Raw genomic sequence first — 20,745 nt, forward strand, 5'->3', positions numbered from 1 at the left:
CGTTTCTCAGAAGTCATCAATACTTATCCCTTAAGCATGTGAGCAATCCCTCTTTTGTTATCAAGGAGAAAGTAATGACAACGGTACGCCATGAGAAAGATTCTATGGGCGCAATCGCGGTTCCGGCCGACAAGCTGTGGGGCGCGCAAACCCAGCGTTCGCTGGAGCACTTCCGTATTTCGACCGAAAAAATGCCCGTCTCGCTGATTCAGGCGCTGGCGCTCACCAAACGCGCCGCCGCGAAAGTGAACCAGGATTTGGGCCTGCTGGACGCCGATAAAGCCACCGCTATCATCAACGCCGCCGACGAAGTGCTGGCGGGCAAGCATCCCGATGAATTCCCCCTCGCTGTCTGGCAGACCGGTTCCGGCACCCAGAGCAACATGAACATGAACGAAGTGCTGGCGAACCGGGCCAGCGAGCTGCTTGGCGGCGTGCGCGGCATGGAGCGTAACGTCCACCCGAACGATGACGTCAACAAAAGCCAGAGCTCTAACGACGTCTTCCCGACGGCGATGCACGTGGCGGCGGTAATTGCCATTCGCGAGCAGCTGATCCCGCAGCTCAACGTGCTGAAATCCACGCTTAACGAGAAAGCGCAGGCCTTCCGCGACATCGTCAAAATTGGCCGTACGCACCTGCAGGACGCCACGCCGCTGACCCTCGGCCAGGAGATTTCCGGCTGGGTGGCGATGCTGGAGCACAATCTGAAGCATATCGAGAACAGCCTGCCGCACCTGGCGGAGCTGGCGCTCGGCGGGACGGCGGTCGGTACCGGGTTAAATACCCACCCCGAATACGCGGTACGCGTGGCGGAAGAGCTGGCAAGCATTACCGGACAGCCGTTCGTCACGGCGCCCAACAAGTTCGAAGCGCTGGCGACCTGCGATGCGCTGGTCCATACCCACGGCGCGCTGAAGGGGCTGGCGGCCTCGCTGATGAAAATTGCCAACGACGTGCGCTGGCTGGCTTCCGGTCCGCGCTGCGGCATCGGCGAAATCAGCATCCCGGAAAACGAGCCGGGCAGCTCTATCATGCCGGGTAAAGTGAACCCGACCCAGTGCGAAGCCATGACTATGCTCTGTTGTCAGGTGATGGGCAATGACGTGGCCGTCAACATGGGCGGAGCGTCCGGCAACTTTGAGCTGAATGTCTATCGCCCGATGGTGATCCACAACGTGCTGCAATCTGTTCGTCTGCTGGCGGACGGGATGGAGAGCTTTAACGAACACTGTGCGGTAGGGATTGAGCCCAACCGCGAACGTATCAGCCAGTTGCTCAATGAATCCCTGATGCTGGTGACCGCACTCAATACCCATATCGGCTATGACAAAGCCGCGGAGATCGCTAAAAAAGCGCATAAAGAGGGGCTGACGCTGAAAGCCTCCGCCCTGGCGCTGGGCTATCTCACGGAGGCGGAGTTTGACGCCTGGGTTCGTCCGGAAGCGATGGTCGGCAGCCTGAAATAATCATCCCGCCACGTACAGGTGCAGCCGCGGAATAATCAGCTGTAGCGGCTGCGCCTGAGGTCTGTAACGGTGCTGAACATTTTTAGCATCGTAATTCAGCAGTTCCCCAATATCGGGCACCACCGCGCCCTGGTCGGCATCGTAAAGCGCAATCAGCGGCGTCGGGCAGGCATACTGCACCTGCTTTTGCTGACCGGAATACCAGACTCGGGCGATAGGCTGCACCTTCACCGGCCGCTTTATCTTGAGGCGCGTATCCGCCGGAAGCGAGGCGATGCTGTGGTACTCCTGCTCCAGGCGCTCAATCCACTGTTCACGCGACCACGGCGCGACGGTGCGCGGCGTCTTCAGGCTTTTTTCCAGCTGCGCCAGAATCTCATCCCGGGTGAAGTTTTTGATGATGTGTTTATTCGCCCAGCCGAAGCGCAGCGTGGCGGGGTGACGCAGTACCGTCAGGGTTCGGTAGGCATTCAGAGTAATCAGCCCCGGAAGCTGGCGGTGCACCCACTCAAACCGCGCGGCAGGCGCGAGGCCGGACTCTTCGGTGATGATCTTTTCAAAGGCCGCTTTCAGGGTGTTGATATGCGCAATCTGGCTTTCCAGCGCTTCACGCGTTGTCGCATCGGTTTGCAGACAGATGACGCCCGGCAGGCGCACGGCGGCCTTACTGCTGCGGTTTTCTGACTGCTGTTGGATAAACAGGCGACGATAGTGCTTCAGCGCCCGTTCAAGAGCGGCATTGCCGATGTGCTGTTCGACCTCGATGGCATCCAGCGGATCGTGCTCGGCCCCTTTAGCCACATCGGGCAGGGTAAAGACGCGCGCGGCCAGCAGACGGCAGGCCTGCAAGCGCTCGGTCAGGGTCAGTAGTTCATGTTCTATTTCCCGAAACGTGCTGTTCAGCCGTTCGATGAGATCGTAAGTTGCCATAAACACCCTCATTAGTTACAACATACTTATCATATAGCACAGCACGCCGGGTCAGGCCAGCGTGCGGGTGAGGTCAGGCAGGAACGGGAAGGGCGATGTTATGGTACACCGGCCAGCTAAAACAGAAGCGCGCGCCGCCGAGCTCGCTCTCCTCGCAATGCACCGTGCCCCCCATCGCCTGCGCGATTGAGTAAACAATTGCCAGCCCCAGGCCGCATCCACCGGTGGCGCGATCGCGGCTGGGGTCGAGGCGGACAAACGGTTCAAACACGGTTTCTCGCGCTTCCGGGGCAATTCCCGGTCCGTCGTCCTCCACCGTCAGGCTGGCCCGGTTGCCCTGCAAATCCAGGCCAATCTGGAGCGTACTCTCGCTGTAGCGCATGGCGTTGTTCATCAGGTTGTCCAGCACGCGCTCCATCAGGCGCATATCGAGCGCGCCGTAATCACCCGGCGTGACGCGCGTCAACAGCGTGCGCTGCGGGTTTACGCTCTGAACATCATCAATGTGGGTTTGCAGCCAGGCGGGCAGGTCCGGCGTGCTGAGGTTCAGCTCGTTCTGCGGACGATCGAGACGCGCGTAGGTCAGCAACTCCTCAATCAGCGCTTCAAGCTGGCCAATGTCGCGGTTCAGTGCCTGAGACTCTGCTTCCGTCAGATTTTCGCTCATCTCCAGACGGTAGCGCAGGCGAACCAGCGGCGTGCGCAGCTCGTGCGCAATCCCGTCGATCAGCTGCTTTTTACTGGCGATCAGGGCATTGATGTTATCAGCCATCTGGTTAAAGGCCACGCCCAGACGCTCAAAGCTGGAACCGCTGTCGAAGTGAATGCGCTCGGTAAAATGCCCCTCGCCAAAACGCTGGGCGGCGGACTCCAGCTTCAGCATGTCCTGCCAGTGGGGGCGCATCCAGATAAAGACCGGAAACGCGAGTGAAATGGCGATAAAGGCCATCAGCGCCATATCCAGCAGACGCATCTGGTGCAGATAATAGAGATAGGGCACCGGCCCGACGGCCAGCACGTAATGGCTGCGCGGGATGCGCTGGATAAAGGTGTATTTCTCATCCAGCGCGACGATATCCCCGTCGCGCAGGCGCTGCATCGCGGGCGGATCCAAATCGAAATCTTTTAACGGCTCGATGCGTAAATCAAACGACAGGTTCAGATCGAGCTCTTTGAGGGTTTTTGCCCAGTCGTGCGGCGGGATCTCTCTCAGCTCGCTGCGCATCAGATACAGCGAGCTTTTCATCAGATCGTCCAGCGACTGCCTGCCCGCACGTTCGGCGGTGAACTTATAGACCAGCCCGACCAGCATGGTCATCACCAGGAAGCAGACAAACAGCAAAAGATAAAACTGCACAAACAGCTTTTTCATTGGATCTCACCGAAAAAACGCTTTGTGCAGAATATACATGAAAACCCGTCGATATTTTCATGTCTGTGAAGCGTGTTACATGGCTTTCGCGCTGTTTTTTACCCTGGCGATGAGTGTTTCCGTTACGGCCAGGCCTTCCGAAATGTGCGGATCAATCACGGCGGTCCCAAATTCGTTAATTAAATCCAGAAGAATTTCGTAAAACTGGATGAGTTCAAGGAGATCAATGAGCGCTTTTTGATCGGCGCGTGAGGGGGAGGAATGGCTAAGCGCAGCCTGATTAACAATCCATTCAAGATTGGTTTTGATGGCTTCGACTTCGTGGTAGCTATACATATTTCATGGGCTTAAATCCTCATTTCAAGATTTTATGGGAGAAATGTGCTGAAAAGATGTGGGGTTATAGCCGGCCCGGTGAGGCTTTAAGAAAAGATTGTAGGAATGTTAATTATGGATTAGTTCGCGGGCTTATCAAGTTAATTGTTGCGCAAACGGGCAAATTAACGCGCGAAAGAGGGGACATCGACGGGTAATGCCTTCATTTCGCGCACGTTATCGTTTATCAGGTTTCCCAGGCGTGCGGGGCAAACAGATAACCCTTATTACGCACGGTTTTAATGCGGTAGGGCTCGGTGGCGTTATCCTGCAATTTTTTACGCAGACGCGAAATCGCCACGTCAACGCTGCGATCCATTCCGTCATAGCTCACGCCTCGGAGGTTTTTCAGCAGCGCGTCGCGGTCCATGATTTGCCCGGCATGCGTTGCCAGCTCCCACAGCAGGTCAAAGTCTGCGGTGGAGAGGGCGATAAGCTCACCGGAAAGCAGTACCTGGCGGTTAACCGGGTCAATAGACAGCGTACCGAAGCGCATCGCTTTGTGAGGCGTCAGAGACGGTGCGGGCGCTTCGCGTTCGATACTGGCGTGCTGGCGCAAATGCAGGCGCAGGCGGGCCAGCAGGACGGCAGGCGGTGTGGTTTTCAGAATGTAATCATTGGCGCCCATCTCCAGCGACAGAATATGGTTCATATCGCTGTCCAGTGAGGTGAGCAGAACGATAGGGCCGTCCCAGCGCGCGCGCAGGTCACGGCAGAGCGTCATGCCGTCTTTGCCTGGCAGCATGATGTCCAGCAGCACTAAATCCGGATTTTCACGGACGACCACCTCTTCGGCACGATCGCCGCGAGGCTCAACAATGACGTCCATATCATGTTTACCCAGATAGGCGGCGATCAATTGCCCAACTTCGGGTTCGTCTTCAACATAAACAATCTTATTCATACAACGTCTGTTTTCGTGAAAAAAGCCAACATACACCGCGGAACCTTAACCTTCCATTAATCTTTCAAAATTAACGCCGCTTCCGTTATTCTGACGTCTATTGCTACTTGATTTTTATAGGGAAAAATATGGGGCTGGTGATCAAAGCCGCGCTGGGGGCGCTGGTGGTGTTAATGATTGGCATTCTGGCAAAAACCAAAAACTACTATATTGCCGGGCTGATCCCGCTGTTCCCGACCTTCGCGCTGATTGCCCACTATATTGTGGCTTCTGAACGGGGCACGGAGGCGTTACGTACGACCATTGTGTTTGGCATGTGGTCGATCATCCCGTATTTTCTCTACCTGCTTTCGCTGTGGTATTTCACCGGTTTTCTGCGGCTTCCCCTGGCGCTGGGCGGGGCGGTGATCTGCTGGGCACTCAGCGCCTGGGTGTTAATATTCTTCTGGGGCCGCTTTCACTAGCGCAGCGGGCGTCCACCGTCCACGGCAAAGGTTCTGCCGGTGACATAGCAGCTGGTGAGGAGGTAATCCACAAGGTCGATCACCTCTTTCTCGCCTGGGGCAATTTTCATCAGCGACTTATTCAGCGCCTGCTGGCGGTACTCCGCATCATCGTTTTCGTTAAACAAAATCATCGCCGGGGCGATGGCGTTCACCTTCACCTCGGGCGCAAGCTTGCGGGCAAAGGAGCGCGTCATGTTGTCCAGCGCGGCTTTACTGGCCGCATAAGCGATGTGCTTGTCGCTGCCGCGCTCAACCACATAATCGGTGAAGTGGATAATGTCACCCGCCGCATGGCCGTGACCGCGCAGCAGATCCTGCAGGGCGTGGTTAAGCAGATAAGGGGCGTTGACGTGGATCTGCAGCATGGCGGATAGCGTATCGCTGAGGGACGTGCCGGGCTTCTCGGCACACCAGGCGCTGGCGTTATGGATCACAGCGCGCAGCCCCGTCGCGGTGGATTTCACCTGCTCCGCAAAGGCCAGGATGCCTTCATCGGTGGAAAAATCAGCCTGAATGCAAACCGCTCCGGCTTTGCGCAACCCCTCAATCGACGGGTATTCCGTACGGTAGCTGACAATGACCGGATGGCGAAGGTTGAGAAAGTGATGGGCGAGGGCGAGGCCGATACGGCGGCCTCCACCGGTGATCAATATTGGGCGAAGCGGTGCATTTCCCATCGTATTCTCCTTTACAGTTCAACAATGGGAAAGACAGTGCTATCCCATTAACATCCAGGTTGCCGGTACGGCAGCAACCAGTAACAGCCCGATTAAGGCCATTTCAAGGCGTTTCAGCGCGTTCTCCAGCTGATGCGTGCGGCGGGCGTAGATAAATACCAGCAGGCCCGGCGCATACAGCACTACCGACAGCAGCAGATGCATCGGCCCGGAAGCATACAACAACCACAGGCCGTAAATACAGGCCCCAACGCCCACGACATAGTGCGCCGGACGCGTGGCGATTTTTAACAAATACGCACCCACTAAGAAATAGGGTACCAGAATCATCTCGGAGGCGATGGTCAGCAGGGTGTTATAGTCTGAACCTGTGAGCCAGATCAGCACCAGGCAGACCTGAACGCTGATGTTGGTCAGCCAGAGTGAGGCTGATGGCGCATTATTTTTGTTTTGTCGGGCAAACAGGCGTGGAAACGCCTTGTGCGTCGCGGCCAGGAACGGCACTTCAGCCGCCATGATGGTCCAGCTCAGGTAAGCGCCGCAGACGGAGACGATCAGCCCTGCGGCAATCACCACGTCGCCCCAGGGGCCGAGCATTTTCACCATCAGGCCTGCCATCGACGGATTACGCATTTCGGCCAGTTCAGGACGCGCCACCACACCCAGCGACAGCAGCGTTACCAGCAGATACACGCCCAGCGCCGCCAGGACGGCCAGCAGCGTGGCGCGGCCCACATCGCGTTTATTACGCGCGCGGGCAGAAACCACCACCGCGCCTTCAACGCCGATAAACACCCACAGTGTAATCAGCATCGTGTTTTTCACCTGTTCCCAGACCGGAACGCCAAGCGCAATTCCGCTGAAATCAAGCGTAAACACGTCGAGACGGAACGCAATGAAGGCCAGCACGATGAACAGGCCAAGCGGCACCAGTTTCGCCAGCGTCGCTACCAGGTTGATGCTGGCGGCGGTCTGGACGCCGCGCAAAATCAGCCAGTGAACAATCCACAGTAGCGCCGAGGCGCCGACGATGGACTGCCAGGTATTGCCGTCGCCAAACAGGCGCAGCTCAGGGGTATCGGTAAAGAAACTGAGCGCCGAGAAGACAATCACCAGATAAGAGACGTTAGCGATGACCGCGCACAGCCAGTAGCCCCAGGCGGAGCAGAAGCCAATCAGCTCGCCAAAACCTTCACGTGCATAGGTGAAAATGCCGCCGTCCAGATCCGGGCGAACGCGGGTCAGCAGCAGCATGGCGAATGCCAGCAGCAATATCCCGACACCGGTAATGCCCCAGCCAATGAGCAAGGCGGCAGGGCTTGCAACGGCCGCCATGTTCTGCGGTAAACTGAATACGCCCGCACCCAGCATTGAGCTTAAAACGAGTGCAGTCAGAGCACTCAGGCCAAGTTTCTTTTCCATTGGCTTCCTGTTATGAAAAGTCCCAATCCAGAATAATTATTTCGCTAAGGCGCATAAAAATGGTGGATCACACTAAGGCGCGGGATTTTACGGAGTGTAACGAAAGCATGCAATGATGTGTGGCAGAAATTCGAAAAAAGTAACAAAAAAAGGCGGCATTGCGCCGCCTTTCGTCAACGATTTTGTTACTTGTACAGATCGGCGCTGATGGTCACGTTGTTGCCACGTTCCTGCCACTGGCGGGTGATGTGGTAATACTTCGCCCCTTTCTTCGCCGCACGCTTCGCGACCTGGTAAGAGACTTCCGTCATATTGCCGTAGTTGCCGGTGAACTTGATGCTGTCGAACGGCACCATTTGCGCGGCAGTGGCTTTGTTCAGCTCTTCAATTTTAGTGCCGTCCGGCAGCGTAACGGAGTAGCGGCCACCTTTCGTGGATTGTGTTTCAAAGAAACGGCCCACTTCAGCGCTTGGCGCAGCAGAGGTCGCGACGCCTGGAATTTCAACTTTCTTCGCTTCTTCGCCGCCTTTGGCTATCGCTGCGCGACCCGCTTCAGAGTCCGCAGGGATGGCATCCGGGCTCTGCAGAACGCGTTTTTTCGCATCTTCTTTGTAGATGAATGCGGTAATGCGCTGGTTGCCACCCTGGTTAGCATCCACCTGACGCACGATATAGAAAGAGTAGGCACCTTTCTCTTTTGCGGCTTTGGTGATGGCATCGTTCACTTCAGGCTGGCTGCGATAGAAGCCCTGAACGGTAACGGTGTCGTAAGGTTCCAGCTCAATGGCCTGATCTTTCGGCAGCTCAACGATACCGTTGATCACGCGGTTTTTCGGTGCGTCAGCCTTTGGTGCATTATCTTTATACAGCGCAATGGTCACGCGCTGGTTACCGCTGTTGCCGTAATCGGACTGGTCAACAACGTAAAACGAGGCCGCCCCGTTTTTATCAGCGGCTTTTGATGCGGCGGCGACGGCATCGCCAATAGAATTATAACGACCCACAATGACCGTATGGTCAAAAGGTTTTAATGCTGCCGCTTGCTCCGGCGTTAACTCTGTTGCGGCATTCGCAGACAGGGCGGTCGCACAGAGAAGTGCGGACGCCAGGAGTGTGTTCTTAAGCTTCATAAAAATAATCCTTCGCCTTGCGCAAACCATGTACTGGTATTGTTGTTTATTTGAGACGGTCCCGATTATGGCATTTAAAACCCGTCGCTGTCTGCGCCATTTTTCACAGCCTGTGCTCACTGAATTACCGAATTCGATAACATTTAGTGATATGTTGAAAAAACAGGCGTTTGACAAGCAAAACTGATAAAGCATATGACTTTTACAAGTTAATTTAATGTTAATAACTTGTTCTCTTATGGCGCTATATCATGTTTTTACCGCTTCGCTTGCGCGATTTATCGGTTCTGGCGATGAATTTAAGGTAAATATCACTGTCAGTGACGCCGATCGCTTATTTTTCACAGATAAAGTAAGAAATAGTGTTTTCTGGCGGTAGATCACAAGCGCTATTTTCAGTAGGTTATAGACAGTTTGTTACTGTTTTATTTTGCGGGGGTACTCATTTCTCGTCGCTATCATACTGGCGAAAATTGATACAAACCGCGGGCATTTATCGACAAACCATCATCAAAAACCGATGGAAGGGAAAACTATGCGTATTGGGGTACCAAAAGAACGGTTAGCCAATGAAACCCGCGTAGCGGCAACACCGAAAACGGTGGAGCAACTGCTTAAGCTGGGTTTTACCGTCGCGGTTGAAAGCGGCGCAGGCAAACTGGCGAGTTTCGATGACGAGGCCTTTATTCAGGCTGGCGCAGAAGTGGTGGACGGTGCTGAAGTCTGGCAGTCACCCGTGATTCTGAAGGTCAACGCGCCGGAAGAGAGCGAAATTGCGCTGCTGAATCCGGGAACAACGCTGGTGAGCTTCGTCTGGCCTGCACAAAATCCTGAACTGATGGAGAAGCTGGCGGCCCGTGGCGTGACCGTGATGGCGATGGACTCCGTGCCGCGTATTTCGCGCGCGCAGTCGCTGGATGCGCTCAGCTCCATGGCAAACATTGCCGGCTACCGCGCCATTGTTGAAGCCGCTCACGAATTTGGACGCTTCTTTACCGGTCAAATCACCGCGGCGGGGAAAGTCCCGCCGGCGAAAGTGATGGTGATTGGCGCGGGCGTGGCGGGTCTTGCTGCAATCGGTGCGGCAAACAGCCTGGGCGCTATCGTGCGCGCGTTCGACACCCGTCCCGAAGTGAAGGAACAGGTTCAGAGTATGGGGGCCGAATTCCTTGAGCTGGACTTTAAGGAAGAAGCGGGCAGCGGTGATGGCTATGCGAAGGTGATGTCTGAAGCCTTTATCAAAGCCGAAATGGAACTCTTCGCCGCGCAGGCGAAAGACGTCGACATTATTGTTACCACCGCGCTTATTCCGGGTAAACCCGCGCCGAAGCTGATCACCCGCGAGATGGTGGACTCCATGAAGCCGGGCAGCGTGATTGTCGACCTCGCGGCGCAAAACGGCGGTAACTGCGAGTATACCGTTGCCAATCAGGTGACCACGACCGCTAACGGCGTGAAGGTTATCGGCTATACCGATCTCCCTGGCCGCCTGCCAACCCAGTCTTCCCAGCTGTACGGTACCAACCTGGTTAACCTGCTGAAGCTGCTTTGCAAAGAGAAAGACGGCAACATCACCGTTGATTTTGATGACGTGGTGGTGCGCGGCGTCACCGTGGTACGCGAAGGTGAAATTACCTGGCCTGCGCCGCCTATTCAGGTTTCTGCTCAGCCTCAGGCAACGCAGAAAGCGGCACCCGAGCCAAAAGAACCTGCTAAACCGGCTTCACCGTGGCGTAAATACGCCATCATGGCGCTGGTTATCATTCTGTTCGGCTGGTTGGCTGACGTTGCGCCGAAAGAGTTCCTCGGCCACTTTACCGTCTTCGCGCTCTCCTGCGTTGTAGGTTATTACGTGGTGTGGAACGTCTCCCACGCGCTGCATACGCCGCTGATGTCGGTCACTAACGCCATCTCGGGGATCATCGTAGTTGGGGCGTTACTGCAGATTGGACACGGCGGCTGGATCAGCTTCCTGAGCTTTATCGCGGTGCTGATCGCCAGTATCAATATTTTCGGTGGTTTCACCGTGACTCAGCGCATGCTGAAAATGTTTCGTAAAGGCTAAGGGGTAGCATATGTCTGGAGGATTAGTCACAGCCGCATACATTGTTGCTGCAATCCTGTTTATTTTCAGTCTGGCGGGGCTTTCCAAACACGAAACGTCTCAGCAGGGAAATAACTTTGGTATCGCCGGGATGGCGATTGCGCTGATAGCCACCATCTTCGGGCCGGATACCGGCAACGTGGCGTGGATCCTGGTGGCGATGATCATCGGCGGCGCGATTGGTATTCGCCTGGCGAAGCGCGTTGAAATGACCGAGATGCCTGAGCTGGTGGCGATTCTGCACAGCTTCGTGGGGCTGGCGGCGGTGCTGGTGGGCTTCAACAGCTACCTGTATCACGAACCGGGCATGGAACCGATTCTGGTCAACATTCATCTGACCGAAGTGTTCCTCGGCATCTTCATCGGTGCAGTGACCTTCACCGGTTCTATCGTGGCGTTCGGCAAGCTGCGCGGTAAGATCTCTTCTAAACCGCTGATGCTGCCTAACCGTCACAAGCTGAACCTGGCGGCGCTGGTGGTGTCGTTTGTGCTGCTGGTGGTCTTCGTGCGTACCGAAAGCGTGGGCCTGCAGGTGCTGGCGTTGCTGGTGATGACCATCATCGCGCTGGCGTTCGGCTGGCATCTGGTGGCGTCCATCGGCGGAGCGGATATGCCGGTGGTTGTCTCAATGCTGAACTCCTACTCCGGTTGGGCAGCGGCGGCTGCGGGCTTTATGCTGAGCAACGACCTGCTTATCGTCACCGGTGCGCTGGTGGGTTCTTCCGGTGCGATCCTGTCTTACATCATGTGTAAGGCGATGAACCGCTCGTTCATCAGCGTTATCGCCGGTGGTTTCGGGACCGATGGGTCTTCTTCCAGTGCGGATGAAGAAGTGGGTGAGCACCGTGAAATTTCTGCGGAAGATACCGCAGAGATGCTGAAAAACTCGCATTCCGTGATCATCACCCCGGGCTACGGCATGGCGGTGGCACAGGCGCAGTATCCGGTGGCGGAAATCACCGAGAAACTGCGCGCGCGAGGCATCAAAGTTCGCTTTGGTATTCACCCGGTGGCAGGGCGTCTGCCGGGCCACATGAACGTGCTGCTGGCGGAAGCGAAAGTGCCTTACGACATCGTGCTGGAAATGGATGAGATCAACGATGATTTCGCCGACACCGACACCGTGCTGGTCATTGGCGCCAACGACACCGTTAACCCTGCTGCACAGGACGATCCGGGTAGCCCAATCGCCGGGATGCCGGTTCTGGAAGTGTGGAAGGCGCAGAACGTCATTGTCTTCAAGCGTTCCATGAACACCGGCTATGCCGGGGTACAGAACCCGCTGTTCTTCAAAGAGAACACCCACATGCTGTTTGGCGACGCCAAGGCCAGCGTGGATGCGATTCTGAAAGCGCTGTAATTCGCTTTCTCCTGACAAACCGCCCTTCGGGGCGGTTTTCTTATTTCTGCGGTCAGCTTTTCTCCTCTGTCTATACTTTACCCTTTGTGTAATACGAGGAGGTGTAATGCAATTTCTGTCCCGCTTCGACTTCATCGCGTTGATGATGACGCCGACATTCTGGATAGGCGCCGCCACGGTTGTCTTTGTGACGCTGCTGGTGTACTGGCTGCTGACGCGCCTGATCGCGTTCGTTAAGAAAGGCATCACCACCTGGGGCGACAAGCACCCGGCCACCAACCGGATGCGTTTTATCCTGACGGATATGCTTAACCGCACCAGCCGCTTCCTGCTGTTTGTGGTGGCACTGCTCCTCAGCCTGCGTTTCGTTGACCTGCCCGATCATCTTTTTGGCACCGTCAGCCACGCCTGGTTCCTGGTCTTCGCCATCCAGGTAGCGCTGTGGATGGATCAGGGGGTCGTGTCGTGGCTTCGTCACGTCATGCTGGCGCCGGGAAGCCATAAAAACCCGGTTACGCTGGTGATCACGGGGCTTATTCTCCGTGCCATCGTCTGGTCAGTGATGCTGCTGTCTATCCTTGCTAACGCGGGCGTCAACATCACTGCTCTGGTTGCCAGCCTTGGGGTAGGGGGTATTGCCATTGCCCTTGCCGTACAAACGATTCTGAGCGACGTGTTTGCCTCGCTTTCTATCGGCTTTGATAAACCGTTCGAAATTGGCGATTTCGTGGTGTTCAACGACGTGGCGGGGACGGTAGAGCACATTGGCCTGAAAACGACCCGTATCCGCAGCCTGAGCGGAGAGCAGATCGTCTGCGGCAACGCCATTTTGCTTCAGCAGACGCTTCACAACTACAAACGCATGCAGACGCGCCGCATCGTCTTTACCTTTGGCGTTGCCAGCGACACGCCGCCCGATAAGCTCCGTTACGTGGGGGATATGGTCAGGCAGATCATTACCGATGTCGGTGAGACAAAATTCGATCGCGCTCATTTTCTCGGATTCGACCGCGACCGCCTGACGTTTGAAGTCGTCCATATTGTTAATACCGCGGATTACAACAAATACATGGACATCCAGCAGGAGATCAATATCCGTATTCTTGAAGGGCTGAACGCCCAGGAGATTAAGCTGGCGCTGCCCAGCATGGTATTGCACGCGCCGTGGATGCAGGATGAGTCAGGTGAACAGCCGAAGCCGGTAATGGAGAGCTGATGAGAAAAGCCCGCCGGAGCAGCGGGCTTTTAAATTACGTTAATCGTCTTCCGGGTCGTCCAGCTCAATCGGCGTCTGATACTCATCCGGCTTAATGACCAGCAGGTCGCAGCGCAGATGGTCGATCACCTGTTCGGCAGTATTGCCGAGGAAAGCGGCAGAAATACCGGTCCGGCCAATGGTTCCCAGGACCACAATCCCGGCCTGCAGATGCTCGGCTAAATCCGGGATCACCTCTTCAGGCAGCCCTTTTTCCACGTGCGTCATGTTCTCGTCGATGCTGAACTTCTGGCGCAGCGCTTTCATCGCCAGCAGATGCTGGCCGCGGATGGCGTCGTTATAGACGCTAGGGTCAAATTCCGGCAGCTCGATGGCGATATTGATCGGGGTAACCGGATAGGCACCCACCAGATGCACTTCGGTGTGGTTGACCTGGTCAGCAAGCTGGATGGTCTCCTTCACCAGCTTTTCGTTGAGCGAATTGTGATAATCCTCTTCGCTCGCAAGGTTCACCGCCACAACGGCTTTCCCGCCTTCAGGCCACGGCTGGTCTTTCACCATCCAGACCGGGCAAGGGCATTTGCGCAGCAAATGCCAGTCGGTCGGGGTGAAGATCACGGATTCCAGCTTGTCGTGCTGGTGCGCCATCTTCAGCAGCAGGTCGTGCCCGCCGGCAACCACTTCCTGGATAATGGCTTCAAAAGGTCGGTTATGCCAGACCACTTTAATATCAATAGGCACACCCGCTTCCAGGTAATACTTCGCCTGTTCACGGATCCACGCGGTACGCTGGCTGATGACGCCCTGACGCATAGCGGTGCGCTCGTCAGGCGACAGAAGGGTGGTCATCTCATACGAGAAGTCATAGATCGGCAAAAACGCTTTGATTTTGCCACCAATCCGTTGATGTAAATACACAGCACGTCGTAATGCCGGCTGATCGTCCTGATTCGGATCGATAGCCACCAGCATGTTTTGATACTTTGCCATACAGGTCTCCTTACTACTGTCACCACAGTCTGTAATTAAAAGAGTAACCTATATATCCTGAATGAAACAGAGGGGAGCTTTTGCCAGATCAATAATTCATGAAAATTTATCAGAGGAAAAGCACGGTGGTTGTCACCGCGATAAACGCAATGAACAGCAGCACCATTACCGCTATCGCAAAGGTCGTGGAATCCTGAACGTAGGTTTTTTCCTCCCCCTTCATTGGGCCGACAAGCATGATCCAGATGAAGATAAAGGTCACAGAGGCAATCACGACTGAAACGAAAAACAAACTTTCTCTCAATTCATAACCTCAACGACAACCTTTCAGGCGCTGTGTAGGGACGTGCTACGGTGAAAATGTCTTGAAACGGGGGCGATTATACCAGACCAATAAATCACGTGAATTTATCAGTCTGGTCATCAGCATGCGGAGAGTTATGCCACGTTGCGGGCGTGCCCGGCAAGAACGGCCAGCGCTTCACCGTTTTCGATAGTGATGTATTTACCCTTAACGGCCAGCATACCGCTCTTCTGGAAACGGCCCAGCAGACGGCTGATGGTTTCCACGGTCAGGCCCAGGTAGTTACCGATATCGCCACGGGTCATGGTCAGACGGAACTCACGCGGCGAGAAACCGCGCTCGGCGAAGCGGCGGGAGAGGTTATAGATAAACGCGGCCAGGCGCTCTTCTGCATTCTTTTTGGAAAGCAGCAGAATCATGTCCTGATCGCCTTTGATCTCACCGCTCATCAGACGCATCATCTGCTGACGCAGATTAGGCATCTTGCCGGACAGATCGTCCAGGGTTTCAAACGGGATTTCGCAAACCATCGAGGTTTCGAGTGCCTGAGCAAAGCTCGGGTGGTGGCCAGTGCCAATGGCATCAAAGCCCACCAGATCGCCAGCCAGATGGAAGCCGGTGATCTGCTCATCACCCTGTTCGGTGATGGTGTAGCTCTTGATGGTGCCAGAACGGATTGCATAGAGCGATTTCAGTTCGTCTCCCGCTTTAAACAGCGTCTGCCCTTTCTGAATAGGCTTTTTGCGCTCGATGATGTTATCAAGCTGATCGAGTTCATGCTCATTCAGGGTAAACGGGATACAGAGCTGGCTGATGCTGCAATCCTGGCAATGGATAGCACAACCGCCAGACTGAATGCGTCGTATAATTCGCTTTTCCGGGATCATAGGTTTGCTCAAGCCTTAATTGATATTGGTCAATTTTAACATCTTTTTGGTAAGTACGTAAGCCTGACAAACCCTCAATAAGGACAAGTGGCGACATTGTGTCGCCATCTTCTTGAAATTCCACAGCTTGATTATGGATTTTTAGCCTAACCGGTAGAAAATTAAGCACAAAAAGCCTGGGAACTAGAGTAAGAGATACCCTTCGTGACGCAGCAACCACTCTTTTCGCTGCACGCCGCCGGCATAGCCGGTCATGGTGCCGTTGCGGCCGATGACCCGATGGCAGGGAACCACAATGCTGACAGGGTTGGAGCCATTGGCAGCACCCACCGCGCGTGCGGCCCCCGCGCGGCCTAGCTGCTCCGCGAGCTGGCCGTAATGCATGACCTGTCCACACGGAATCGACCGCAGCGCCTGCCACACTTCGCGCTGAAAAGGCGTGCCCGCCGTGGCGGTTGGCAGAGTATCAATGATGCTGAGATCGCCTTCGAAATAGGCCGCAAGCTTATCGCTCAGACCACCCGGATTGGTGGCGCTGATGCGTTCATAACCCTGTGAGCGGTAGTGAACATTCAGCAGTTCTTCCATGCGATCGCTGTGCTCTTCCCATTCGACGGCGCGCAGGCAGAACTGCTCGTCCGCGATCACCCACAGCGGCCCAAGCGGCGTTGCAATCTTATCTTCGAGTAATCTCAGCATTTTCAATCCTTTAGTTCAGCCTCGGGTATATCCCCGGCCCAATCGGCAGGCCGACAAGATACCATGCCACCAGCATCACCAGCCATACCCCTAAAAAGATAAGCGGGTAGGGTAAAACCAGCGAATAGTAGGTACCCAGTCTGGCCTCGGGCTTATAGCGCTGCAGGAAGCCTAAAAACAGCGGAACGAAAGGTGAGACGGGGGCCAGCGGGATCACCGACGAGTCAGCGATACGGAACAGGATCTGCGCGAACGCCGGGTGGAACCCCAGCATCATGAACATCGGCACGAAGATCGGCGCCAGAATCGACCAGATTGCGGAGCCGCTGGCGATAAACATGCACAGCAGAGATGACAGCAGCGCCAGGCCGACAAACGCCGGCACGCCGCTTAGCCCGGCAGCCTCCAGTGCGTCGGTCAGACCCACGGCCATAAACTTGCCCATATTGCTCCAGTTAAACATGGCAACGAATTGCGCCAGCGGGAACACCATCACAATAAAACCCGCCATCTCTTTCATCGGCTCGATCATCAACTGCGGCAGATCGCCCTGGCGGCGGATTTTGCCGGTCGCGATACCATAGGCGAGCGAAACGACAAAGAAGAAGAGGATAATCAGCGGCACGATGCCCTGAATAAACGGCGACGGCAGGACGGTATGTTTAACCGGATCGCGCAATATGCCGTTTTCCGGCACCACCATCAGCGCCACCAGCGCGATAAAGGCCAGCGAGACCGCGCCAGCCACGCGCAGGCCGAAGCGCTGCTCTTTGCTCAGGGTTTCCAGCTTTTCATCGCTCCGGCCTTCCCATTTGCCCAGACGCGGCTCGACGATCTTATCGGTAATCAGCCCGCCGACAAGCGTCAGGACAATCACTGAGCTCGCCATAAAGTACCAGTTGTCGATCACGCTGACGTGCATCCCTGCGTCAATGGTTTTCGCCGCCTCCGTGCTGATGCCTGAGAGCAACACGTCGGTGGTGACGATCAGCAGGTTAGCGGTAAATCCGCAGCCCACGCCCGCAATCGCCGACAGCAGGCCCGCCACGGGATGACGTCCGACGGCGAGGAAGATCAGCGCCCCCATCGGCGGCATAATCACCAGCGCGGCGTCGGATGAAATGTGGCTGAAAAAGGCGATAAACAGCACCATGTAGCTCGCGTATCGCGCGCTGACGTGGGACGCCATTTTCACCATCAATGCGGGCAGCAAACCCACGCGTTCAGCCAGCCCGGCTCCCAGCACCAGCGCCAGAATGGCTCCGAGCGGGGCGAAGCCGCTGAAGTTCTTAATCACGTTGGGTAAAAACCAGTGCAGCCCGTCAACGCTGAGCAGATTTTTCACCGCCACCAGGCTGCCGTCAGCCGGGCTGCGCACGCTGACGTCAAAGGCTGAGAGCACGGCGGTGGCGACCATCAAAATCACAATCAGATAGATAAACAGCAGGAAAGGGTGCGGCACTTTATTGCCGATCCTTTCAACCCAGCCATAGAGCTTACCGGATGGGGAATGCGAAGGTATGGATGACATACTCATGGGCGTTCCTCGGGAGTGTTGTGTTGTTGTGTTGTGTTTTTTATTTTAAAGGTGACGGTGTCACGTCTTGTGGGATCGGACACACGTACGGTTTTTCTTGTAATTGTTGTTCGAACTCTTCACGGCATTTTTTCAGCAGCGCTGCGTCCTGCAGCAGATTGAGCGCGGTCGCGCCCATCACTTTTCCCGCCAGCAGCATGCCTTTGTGGGCAATGGAGGTTCGCCCCTGCGCCACCAACTGCCAGGTGTGCAGCGGCGTGCCGACGGTAAAGCAGGGGCTGAAGCACTGGGCGACCGGCATTTTCCAGCTGACATCACCCACGTCCGTTGAACCCGCCAGCACGTTATCTGTGATGGCATAAGGCGCGACTTCGTCCACCAGCAGCGTCTCCTGATGGCGACGGGCAAAGGCTTTGCCTGCTTCTCCTCCCGTTGCAGCTATATTTTTGAGGCTGTTCTGCAGGTCGTTTGGTGTCAGGGTGGCGCGGATCTCGCGAGCGAATGCGCGTTCTTCCTCGGTCCAGAGCGGCGTGCCGTAGTGCTGCAACGCGCGGTACATTGCCGCCTCAAGCGTGCGGTTCGGCAGGTAGCTGGAGCAGGCTTTATCAAAGCGGCACTCGACGGTGGTTTCGGTCATCATCGCTGCGCCCTGGGCGATTTTCTCAATGCGCTCGTAGATCTGCTGCGCGTCAGCCATCTCCGGGGCGCGGATCAGGTACAGTACTTCGGCCTGGGCCTGCACCACGTTGGGCGAAATGCCGCCGGTGTCGGTAATGGCGTAGTGGACGCGTGCTTTCTCTATGATGTGCTCGTTAAGAAAGTTGGTGCCGGTGGTCATCAGCGTTACGGCATCCAGCGCACTGCGGCCCAGATGGGGCGAGTTGGCCGCATGCGCCGCCACGCCGTGAAAACGCCAGGCGGCCTGAATGTTGGCGAGCGTGCTGACGTTAAACATCCCGGCAAAGGCTTCCGGGTGCCAGGTCACGGCGGCATCAACGTCATCAAACAGACCTTCGCGCACCATAAAGGTTTTCCCGGACCCGCCTTCCTCACCGGGACAGCCGTAAAAACGCACCGTTCCGCTGCCGCCGTGCTGCGCCAGCCAGCTTTTCACCGCCACCGCGCCCGCAAGCGCCGCGGTGCCCAGGAGGTTATGCCCGCAGCCGTGGCCGTTGGCTCCCGGCGTGGCGGATTGCGGCGTCGCGCAGTGCGCCTGCTGGCTTAACCCGGCCAGCGCGTCGTATTCCCCCAGCAGGGCGATCACCGGTTTTCCGCTGCCGAAGCTGGCGATAAAGGCATTTGGAATACCGCCGGCCTCGCGCGTCAGCGTGAAGCCCTCGGCCTCAAGCTCGCTGGCGAGCCGTTCGGCGGACCAGAACTCTTCAAAGCGGGTTTCGGGACGATCCCAGATCGCGTCGGCAATATCGGTTAGCGTCTGACATCGCGTATCGATGGCATCGGCAATAAAAGCGTAGTTCTCCTGCATTACACACCTCGCGTCCACGGGAAATTGAGCGCAGTTCGCGCCAGCGTTTCAACGGCGACAGCCATGACCTGCTCATCGAAGTCGAATTTTTCGTTGTGATGTCCGGCGCTCAAATCCGTGCCGAACACCATGTACGACGCCATACCGCCGTTCTGCTGAACGTGGGCCATCATCAGCGTGGCGTCTTCGGAGCCTGCCGGTGCTTTCACCTTATTGATAGCGTGCATAATGCCCGATACCTGGCTCGCCTGTTCGCGCAGATAATCAACCCAGGCCGGCGTCGGCGCGCTGGAGGTGGCGGCGCCCATCAGGCGCATCTCCGCGCTCACGCCATAGAGCGCGGCCGCGCCGGTAATGGCAGCCTGCGCGCGTTCAAAGACGTACTGATTTATTGCTTCGCTTTCGCCGCGCGTTTCAACCTTAATCAGAGCATTGGCGGGCACCACGTTGCGTCCGCTGCCCGCCTGCATCACCCCGACGTTAACGCGGGAGGCGCCTTCGCTATGCGGGGCGATGCTGTGCAGGGCGAGGGCGGCCTGCGCGGCGGCAAGCAGGGCGTTACGTCCGTCCTCCGGTTTGCCGCCCGCGTGTGCGGCAACGCCGGTAAAGCGCACGTCAAATTTGGTCGTCGCCATAAAGTTATCGCTGCCGCAGATGGCCGTTCCGGCAGGAACGCCGGTACCAATATGGATGGCGGTAAAATAGTCCACGCTGTCCAGCGCCCCGGCGGCGACCATGGCGCGCGCGCCGCGGGTGCCTTCTTCGGCAGGCTGGAAGATCAGCTTGATGGTACCGTTGAGCTGCGCTTCATTCTGCTTAAGCACCTGGGCCAGCCCCAGGCCAATGGTGGTGTGGCCGTCGTGCGCGCAGGCGTGCATCATTCCCGCGTTGCAGGAGGCAAAACCGTCGCGGAACGGGCGATGGCTGTCGTCGAGCGCTTCACTTAAATCCAGGGCATCCATATCGACGCGAAACGCCAGCGTCGGGCCAGGGCGGCCGGTATTCAGGGTCGCCACAATGCCGGTAAATCCGCCTTCAAACGGTGCCAGCCATTTCTCAGGCGCGCCTTGCGAACGCGCACGGGCAAACTCTTTTTCCAGGATGGCGTTATCGGGCAGCCCCATACGGCTCCCGGCATCGACCACGTCGCGACCCATCGCCAGTTTGTAACCCAGCGAGTCCAGGGTTTCCGCGACCTTCGCGGCGGTACGAAACTCTACCCAGCCTGATTCCGCATAATGGTGAAAATCCCGACGCCATGCGATCAGCTGGGGAGCCAATGTCTGGATGTACTGTGCCAGTGTGTCCATGTCTGTTCCTGTCATCATTAAAAAATGTGAACTGCTTCACGCCGTGATAGTTTTTACTTATCACTAA

19 protein-coding genes are annotated in these 20,745 nt (G+C 56.4%); 5 read left to right on the forward strand and 14 right to left on the reverse strand.

The features are described 5' to 3' along the window. The first annotated feature begins 74 nt into the window (after positions 1 to 74). Positions 75 to 1,469 carry a class II fumarate hydratase gene (fumC, locus tag AB8818_RS01140; protein ID WP_192981495.1) on the forward strand — a complete coding sequence of 465 codons (1,395 nt, stop codon included), beginning with the start codon at positions 75 to 77 and terminating at the stop codon, positions 1,467 to 1,469. Here the strand turns inward: fumC and tus are convergent, their stop codons facing one another. The 4 genes from tus to rstA all read right to left on the reverse strand — a co-directional run bounded on the left by tus (position 1,470) and on the right by rstA (position 5,050). After that, positions 1,470 to 2,399 (reverse strand): DNA replication terminus site-binding protein, encoded by a 930-nt coding sequence (gene tus, locus AB8818_RS01145; protein ID WP_192981492.1) that lies wholly within the window; start codon positions 2,397 to 2,399, stop codon positions 1,470 to 1,472. 73 nt (positions 2,400 to 2,472) lie between these two features. Further along, positions 2,473 to 3,771, reverse strand: a complete 1,299-nt coding sequence (gene rstB, locus AB8818_RS01150; protein WP_116340323.1) for a two-component system sensor histidine kinase RstB — start codon at positions 3,769 to 3,771, stop codon at positions 2,473 to 2,475. Between the two features lie 75 nt (positions 3,772 to 3,846). Beyond that, complete coding sequence (locus AB8818_RS01155) at positions 3,847 to 4,107, reverse strand: hypothetical protein (protein ID WP_192981489.1); 261 nt, start codon at positions 4,105 to 4,107, stop codon at positions 3,847 to 3,849. Positions 4,108 to 4,333: 226 nt separating this feature from the next. Beyond that, positions 4,334 to 5,050 carry a two-component system response regulator RstA gene (rstA, locus tag AB8818_RS01160; RefSeq protein ID WP_116340319.1) on the reverse strand — a complete coding sequence of 239 codons (717 nt, stop codon included), beginning with the start codon at positions 5,048 to 5,050 and terminating at the stop codon, positions 4,334 to 4,336. A gap of 128 nt (positions 5,051 to 5,178) precedes the next feature. Here rstA and AB8818_RS01165 point away from each other — a divergent pair, with 128 nt between their 5' ends. Further along, positions 5,179 to 5,514, forward strand: coding sequence for a GlpM family protein (locus tag AB8818_RS01165; RefSeq protein WP_116340317.1), 336 nt, complete (start codon positions 5,179 to 5,181; stop codon positions 5,512 to 5,514). On the opposite strand, the gene folM is transcribed toward AB8818_RS01165, so the two are convergent. From folM to ydgH, 3 genes are all read right to left on the reverse strand, one after another. Continuing rightward, positions 5,511 to 6,233 carry a dihydromonapterin reductase gene (folM, locus tag AB8818_RS01170; RefSeq protein WP_061098394.1) on the reverse strand — a complete coding sequence of 241 codons (723 nt, stop codon included), beginning with the start codon at positions 6,231 to 6,233 and terminating at the stop codon, positions 5,511 to 5,513. The two genes, AB8818_RS01165 and folM, sit on opposite strands and share 4 nt — an antisense overlap. Before the next feature lie 39 nt (positions 6,234 to 6,272). Continuing rightward, positions 6,273 to 7,655, reverse strand: coding sequence for an amino acid permease (locus AB8818_RS01175; protein WP_371199733.1), 1,383 nt, complete (start codon positions 7,653 to 7,655; stop codon positions 6,273 to 6,275). Between the two features lie 185 nt (positions 7,656 to 7,840). After that, complete coding sequence (ydgH, locus tag AB8818_RS01180; RefSeq protein WP_028012941.1) at positions 7,841 to 8,785, reverse strand: DUF1471 family protein YdgH; 945 nt, start codon at positions 8,783 to 8,785, stop codon at positions 7,841 to 7,843. A gap of 535 nt (positions 8,786 to 9,320) precedes the next feature. Here ydgH and pntA point away from each other — a divergent pair. From pntA to AB8818_RS01195, 3 genes are all read left to right on the forward strand, one after another. Then, entirely contained in the window at positions 9,321 to 10,850 is a 1,530-nt protein-coding gene (gene pntA / locus AB8818_RS01185; protein WP_192981486.1) for a Re/Si-specific NAD(P)(+) transhydrogenase subunit alpha, read from the forward strand. A gap of 10 nt (positions 10,851 to 10,860) precedes the next feature. Beyond that, positions 10,861 to 12,249 carry a Re/Si-specific NAD(P)(+) transhydrogenase subunit beta gene (gene pntB / locus AB8818_RS01190; protein WP_163329070.1) on the forward strand — a complete coding sequence of 463 codons (1,389 nt, stop codon included), beginning with the start codon at positions 10,861 to 10,863 and terminating at the stop codon, positions 12,247 to 12,249. A 106-nt stretch (positions 12,250 to 12,355) separates the two neighbouring features. Continuing rightward, positions 12,356 to 13,465, forward strand: a complete 1,110-nt coding sequence (locus AB8818_RS01195; RefSeq protein WP_163329072.1) for a mechanosensitive ion channel family protein — start codon at positions 12,356 to 12,358, stop codon at positions 13,463 to 13,465. Positions 13,466 to 13,504: 39 nt separating this feature from the next. Here the strand turns inward: AB8818_RS01195 and uspE are convergent, their stop codons facing one another. The 7 genes from uspE to AB8818_RS01230 all read right to left on the reverse strand — a co-directional run bounded on the left by uspE (position 13,505) and on the right by AB8818_RS01230 (position 20,678). Further along, complete coding sequence (uspE, locus tag AB8818_RS01200; protein WP_028012944.1) at positions 13,505 to 14,455, reverse strand: universal stress protein UspE; 951 nt, start codon at positions 14,453 to 14,455, stop codon at positions 13,505 to 13,507. A gap of 109 nt (positions 14,456 to 14,564) precedes the next feature. After that, positions 14,565 to 14,747, reverse strand: a complete 183-nt coding sequence (locus AB8818_RS01205) for a hypothetical protein (RefSeq protein ID WP_014883604.1) — start codon at positions 14,745 to 14,747, stop codon at positions 14,565 to 14,567. A 146-nt stretch (positions 14,748 to 14,893) separates the two neighbouring features. Continuing rightward, positions 14,894 to 15,646, reverse strand: a complete 753-nt coding sequence (fnr, locus tag AB8818_RS01210) for a fumarate/nitrate reduction transcriptional regulator Fnr (RefSeq protein WP_006174991.1) — start codon at positions 15,644 to 15,646, stop codon at positions 14,894 to 14,896. Positions 15,647 to 15,829: 183 nt separating this feature from the next. Beyond that, positions 15,830 to 16,345 carry a methylated-DNA--[protein]-cysteine S-methyltransferase gene (gene ogt, locus AB8818_RS01215; protein ID WP_163329074.1) on the reverse strand — a complete coding sequence of 172 codons (516 nt, stop codon included), beginning with the start codon at positions 16,343 to 16,345 and terminating at the stop codon, positions 15,830 to 15,832. Positions 16,346 to 16,355: 10 nt separating this feature from the next. After that, positions 16,356 to 17,882 carry a p-aminobenzoyl-glutamate transporter gene (abgT, locus tag AB8818_RS01220; RefSeq protein WP_116340303.1) on the reverse strand — a complete coding sequence of 509 codons (1,527 nt, stop codon included), beginning with the start codon at positions 17,880 to 17,882 and terminating at the stop codon, positions 16,356 to 16,358. A gap of 40 nt (positions 17,883 to 17,922) precedes the next feature. After that, a complete protein-coding gene (locus AB8818_RS01225; protein ID WP_192981483.1) occupies positions 17,923 to 19,368 on the reverse strand; it encodes a M20 family metallopeptidase in 1,446 nt (481 codons plus the stop codon). Beyond that, complete coding sequence (locus AB8818_RS01230; RefSeq protein ID WP_192981480.1) at positions 19,368 to 20,678, reverse strand: M20 family metallo-hydrolase; 1,311 nt, start codon at positions 20,676 to 20,678, stop codon at positions 19,368 to 19,370. The genes AB8818_RS01225 and AB8818_RS01230 overlap by 1 nt, the downstream gene beginning before the upstream one ends. Between the last annotated feature and the right edge of the window lie 67 nt (positions 20,679 to 20,745).

The sequence above is a fragment of the Enterobacter sp. KB-280D8 genome (assembly GCF_041399405.1).
Lineage (GTDB): Bacteria > Pseudomonadota > Gammaproteobacteria > Enterobacterales > Enterobacteriaceae > Enterobacter > Enterobacter cloacae_N.

Excerpts from the sequence above, each read along its gene's own strand:
- pntB (WP_163329070.1), top strand. The coding sequence starts at position 10,861 with ATGTCTGGAGGATTAGTCACAGCCGCATACATTGTTGCTGCAATCCTG.
- AB8818_RS01155 (WP_192981489.1), bottom strand. The coding sequence starts at position 4,107 with ATGTATAGCTACCACGAAGTCGAAGCCATCAAAACCAATCTTGAATGG.
- abgT (WP_116340303.1), bottom strand. The coding sequence starts at position 17,882 with ATGAGTATGTCATCCATACCTTCGCATTCCCCATCCGGTAAGCTCTAT.
- pntA (WP_192981486.1), top strand. The coding sequence starts at position 9,321 with ATGCGTATTGGGGTACCAAAAGAACGGTTAGCCAATGAAACCCGCGTA.
- ydgH (WP_028012941.1), bottom strand. The coding sequence starts at position 8,785 with ATGAAGCTTAAGAACACACTCCTGGCGTCCGCACTTCTCTGTGCGACC.
- fnr (WP_006174991.1), bottom strand. The coding sequence starts at position 15,646 with ATGATCCCGGAAAAGCGAATTATACGACGCATTCAGTCTGGCGGTTGT.
- tus (WP_192981492.1), bottom strand. The coding sequence starts at position 2,399 with ATGGCAACTTACGATCTCATCGAACGGCTGAACAGCACGTTTCGGGAA.
- AB8818_RS01165 (WP_116340317.1), top strand. The coding sequence starts at position 5,179 with ATGGGGCTGGTGATCAAAGCCGCGCTGGGGGCGCTGGTGGTGTTAATG.
- AB8818_RS01175 (WP_371199733.1), bottom strand. The coding sequence starts at position 7,655 with ATGGAAAAGAAACTTGGCCTGAGTGCTCTGACTGCACTCGTTTTAAGC.
- AB8818_RS01230 (WP_192981480.1), bottom strand. The coding sequence starts at position 20,678 with ATGGACACACTGGCACAGTACATCCAGACATTGGCTCCCCAGCTGATC.
- folM (WP_061098394.1), bottom strand. The coding sequence starts at position 6,233 with ATGGGAAATGCACCGCTTCGCCCAATATTGATCACCGGTGGAGGCCGC.
- rstA (WP_116340319.1), bottom strand. The coding sequence starts at position 5,050 with ATGAATAAGATTGTTTATGTTGAAGACGAACCCGAAGTTGGGCAATTG.
- ogt (WP_163329074.1), bottom strand. The coding sequence starts at position 16,345 with ATGCTGAGATTACTCGAAGATAAGATTGCAACGCCGCTTGGGCCGCTG.
- fumC (WP_192981495.1), top strand. The coding sequence starts at position 75 with ATGACAACGGTACGCCATGAGAAAGATTCTATGGGCGCAATCGCGGTT.
- rstB (WP_116340323.1), bottom strand. The coding sequence starts at position 3,771 with ATGAAAAAGCTGTTTGTGCAGTTTTATCTTTTGCTGTTTGTCTGCTTC.
- AB8818_RS01195 (WP_163329072.1), top strand. The coding sequence starts at position 12,356 with ATGCAATTTCTGTCCCGCTTCGACTTCATCGCGTTGATGATGACGCCG.
- uspE (WP_028012944.1), bottom strand. The coding sequence starts at position 14,455 with ATGGCAAAGTATCAAAACATGCTGGTGGCTATCGATCCGAATCAGGAC.
- AB8818_RS01225 (WP_192981483.1), bottom strand. The coding sequence starts at position 19,368 with ATGCAGGAGAACTACGCTTTTATTGCCGATGCCATCGATACGCGATGT.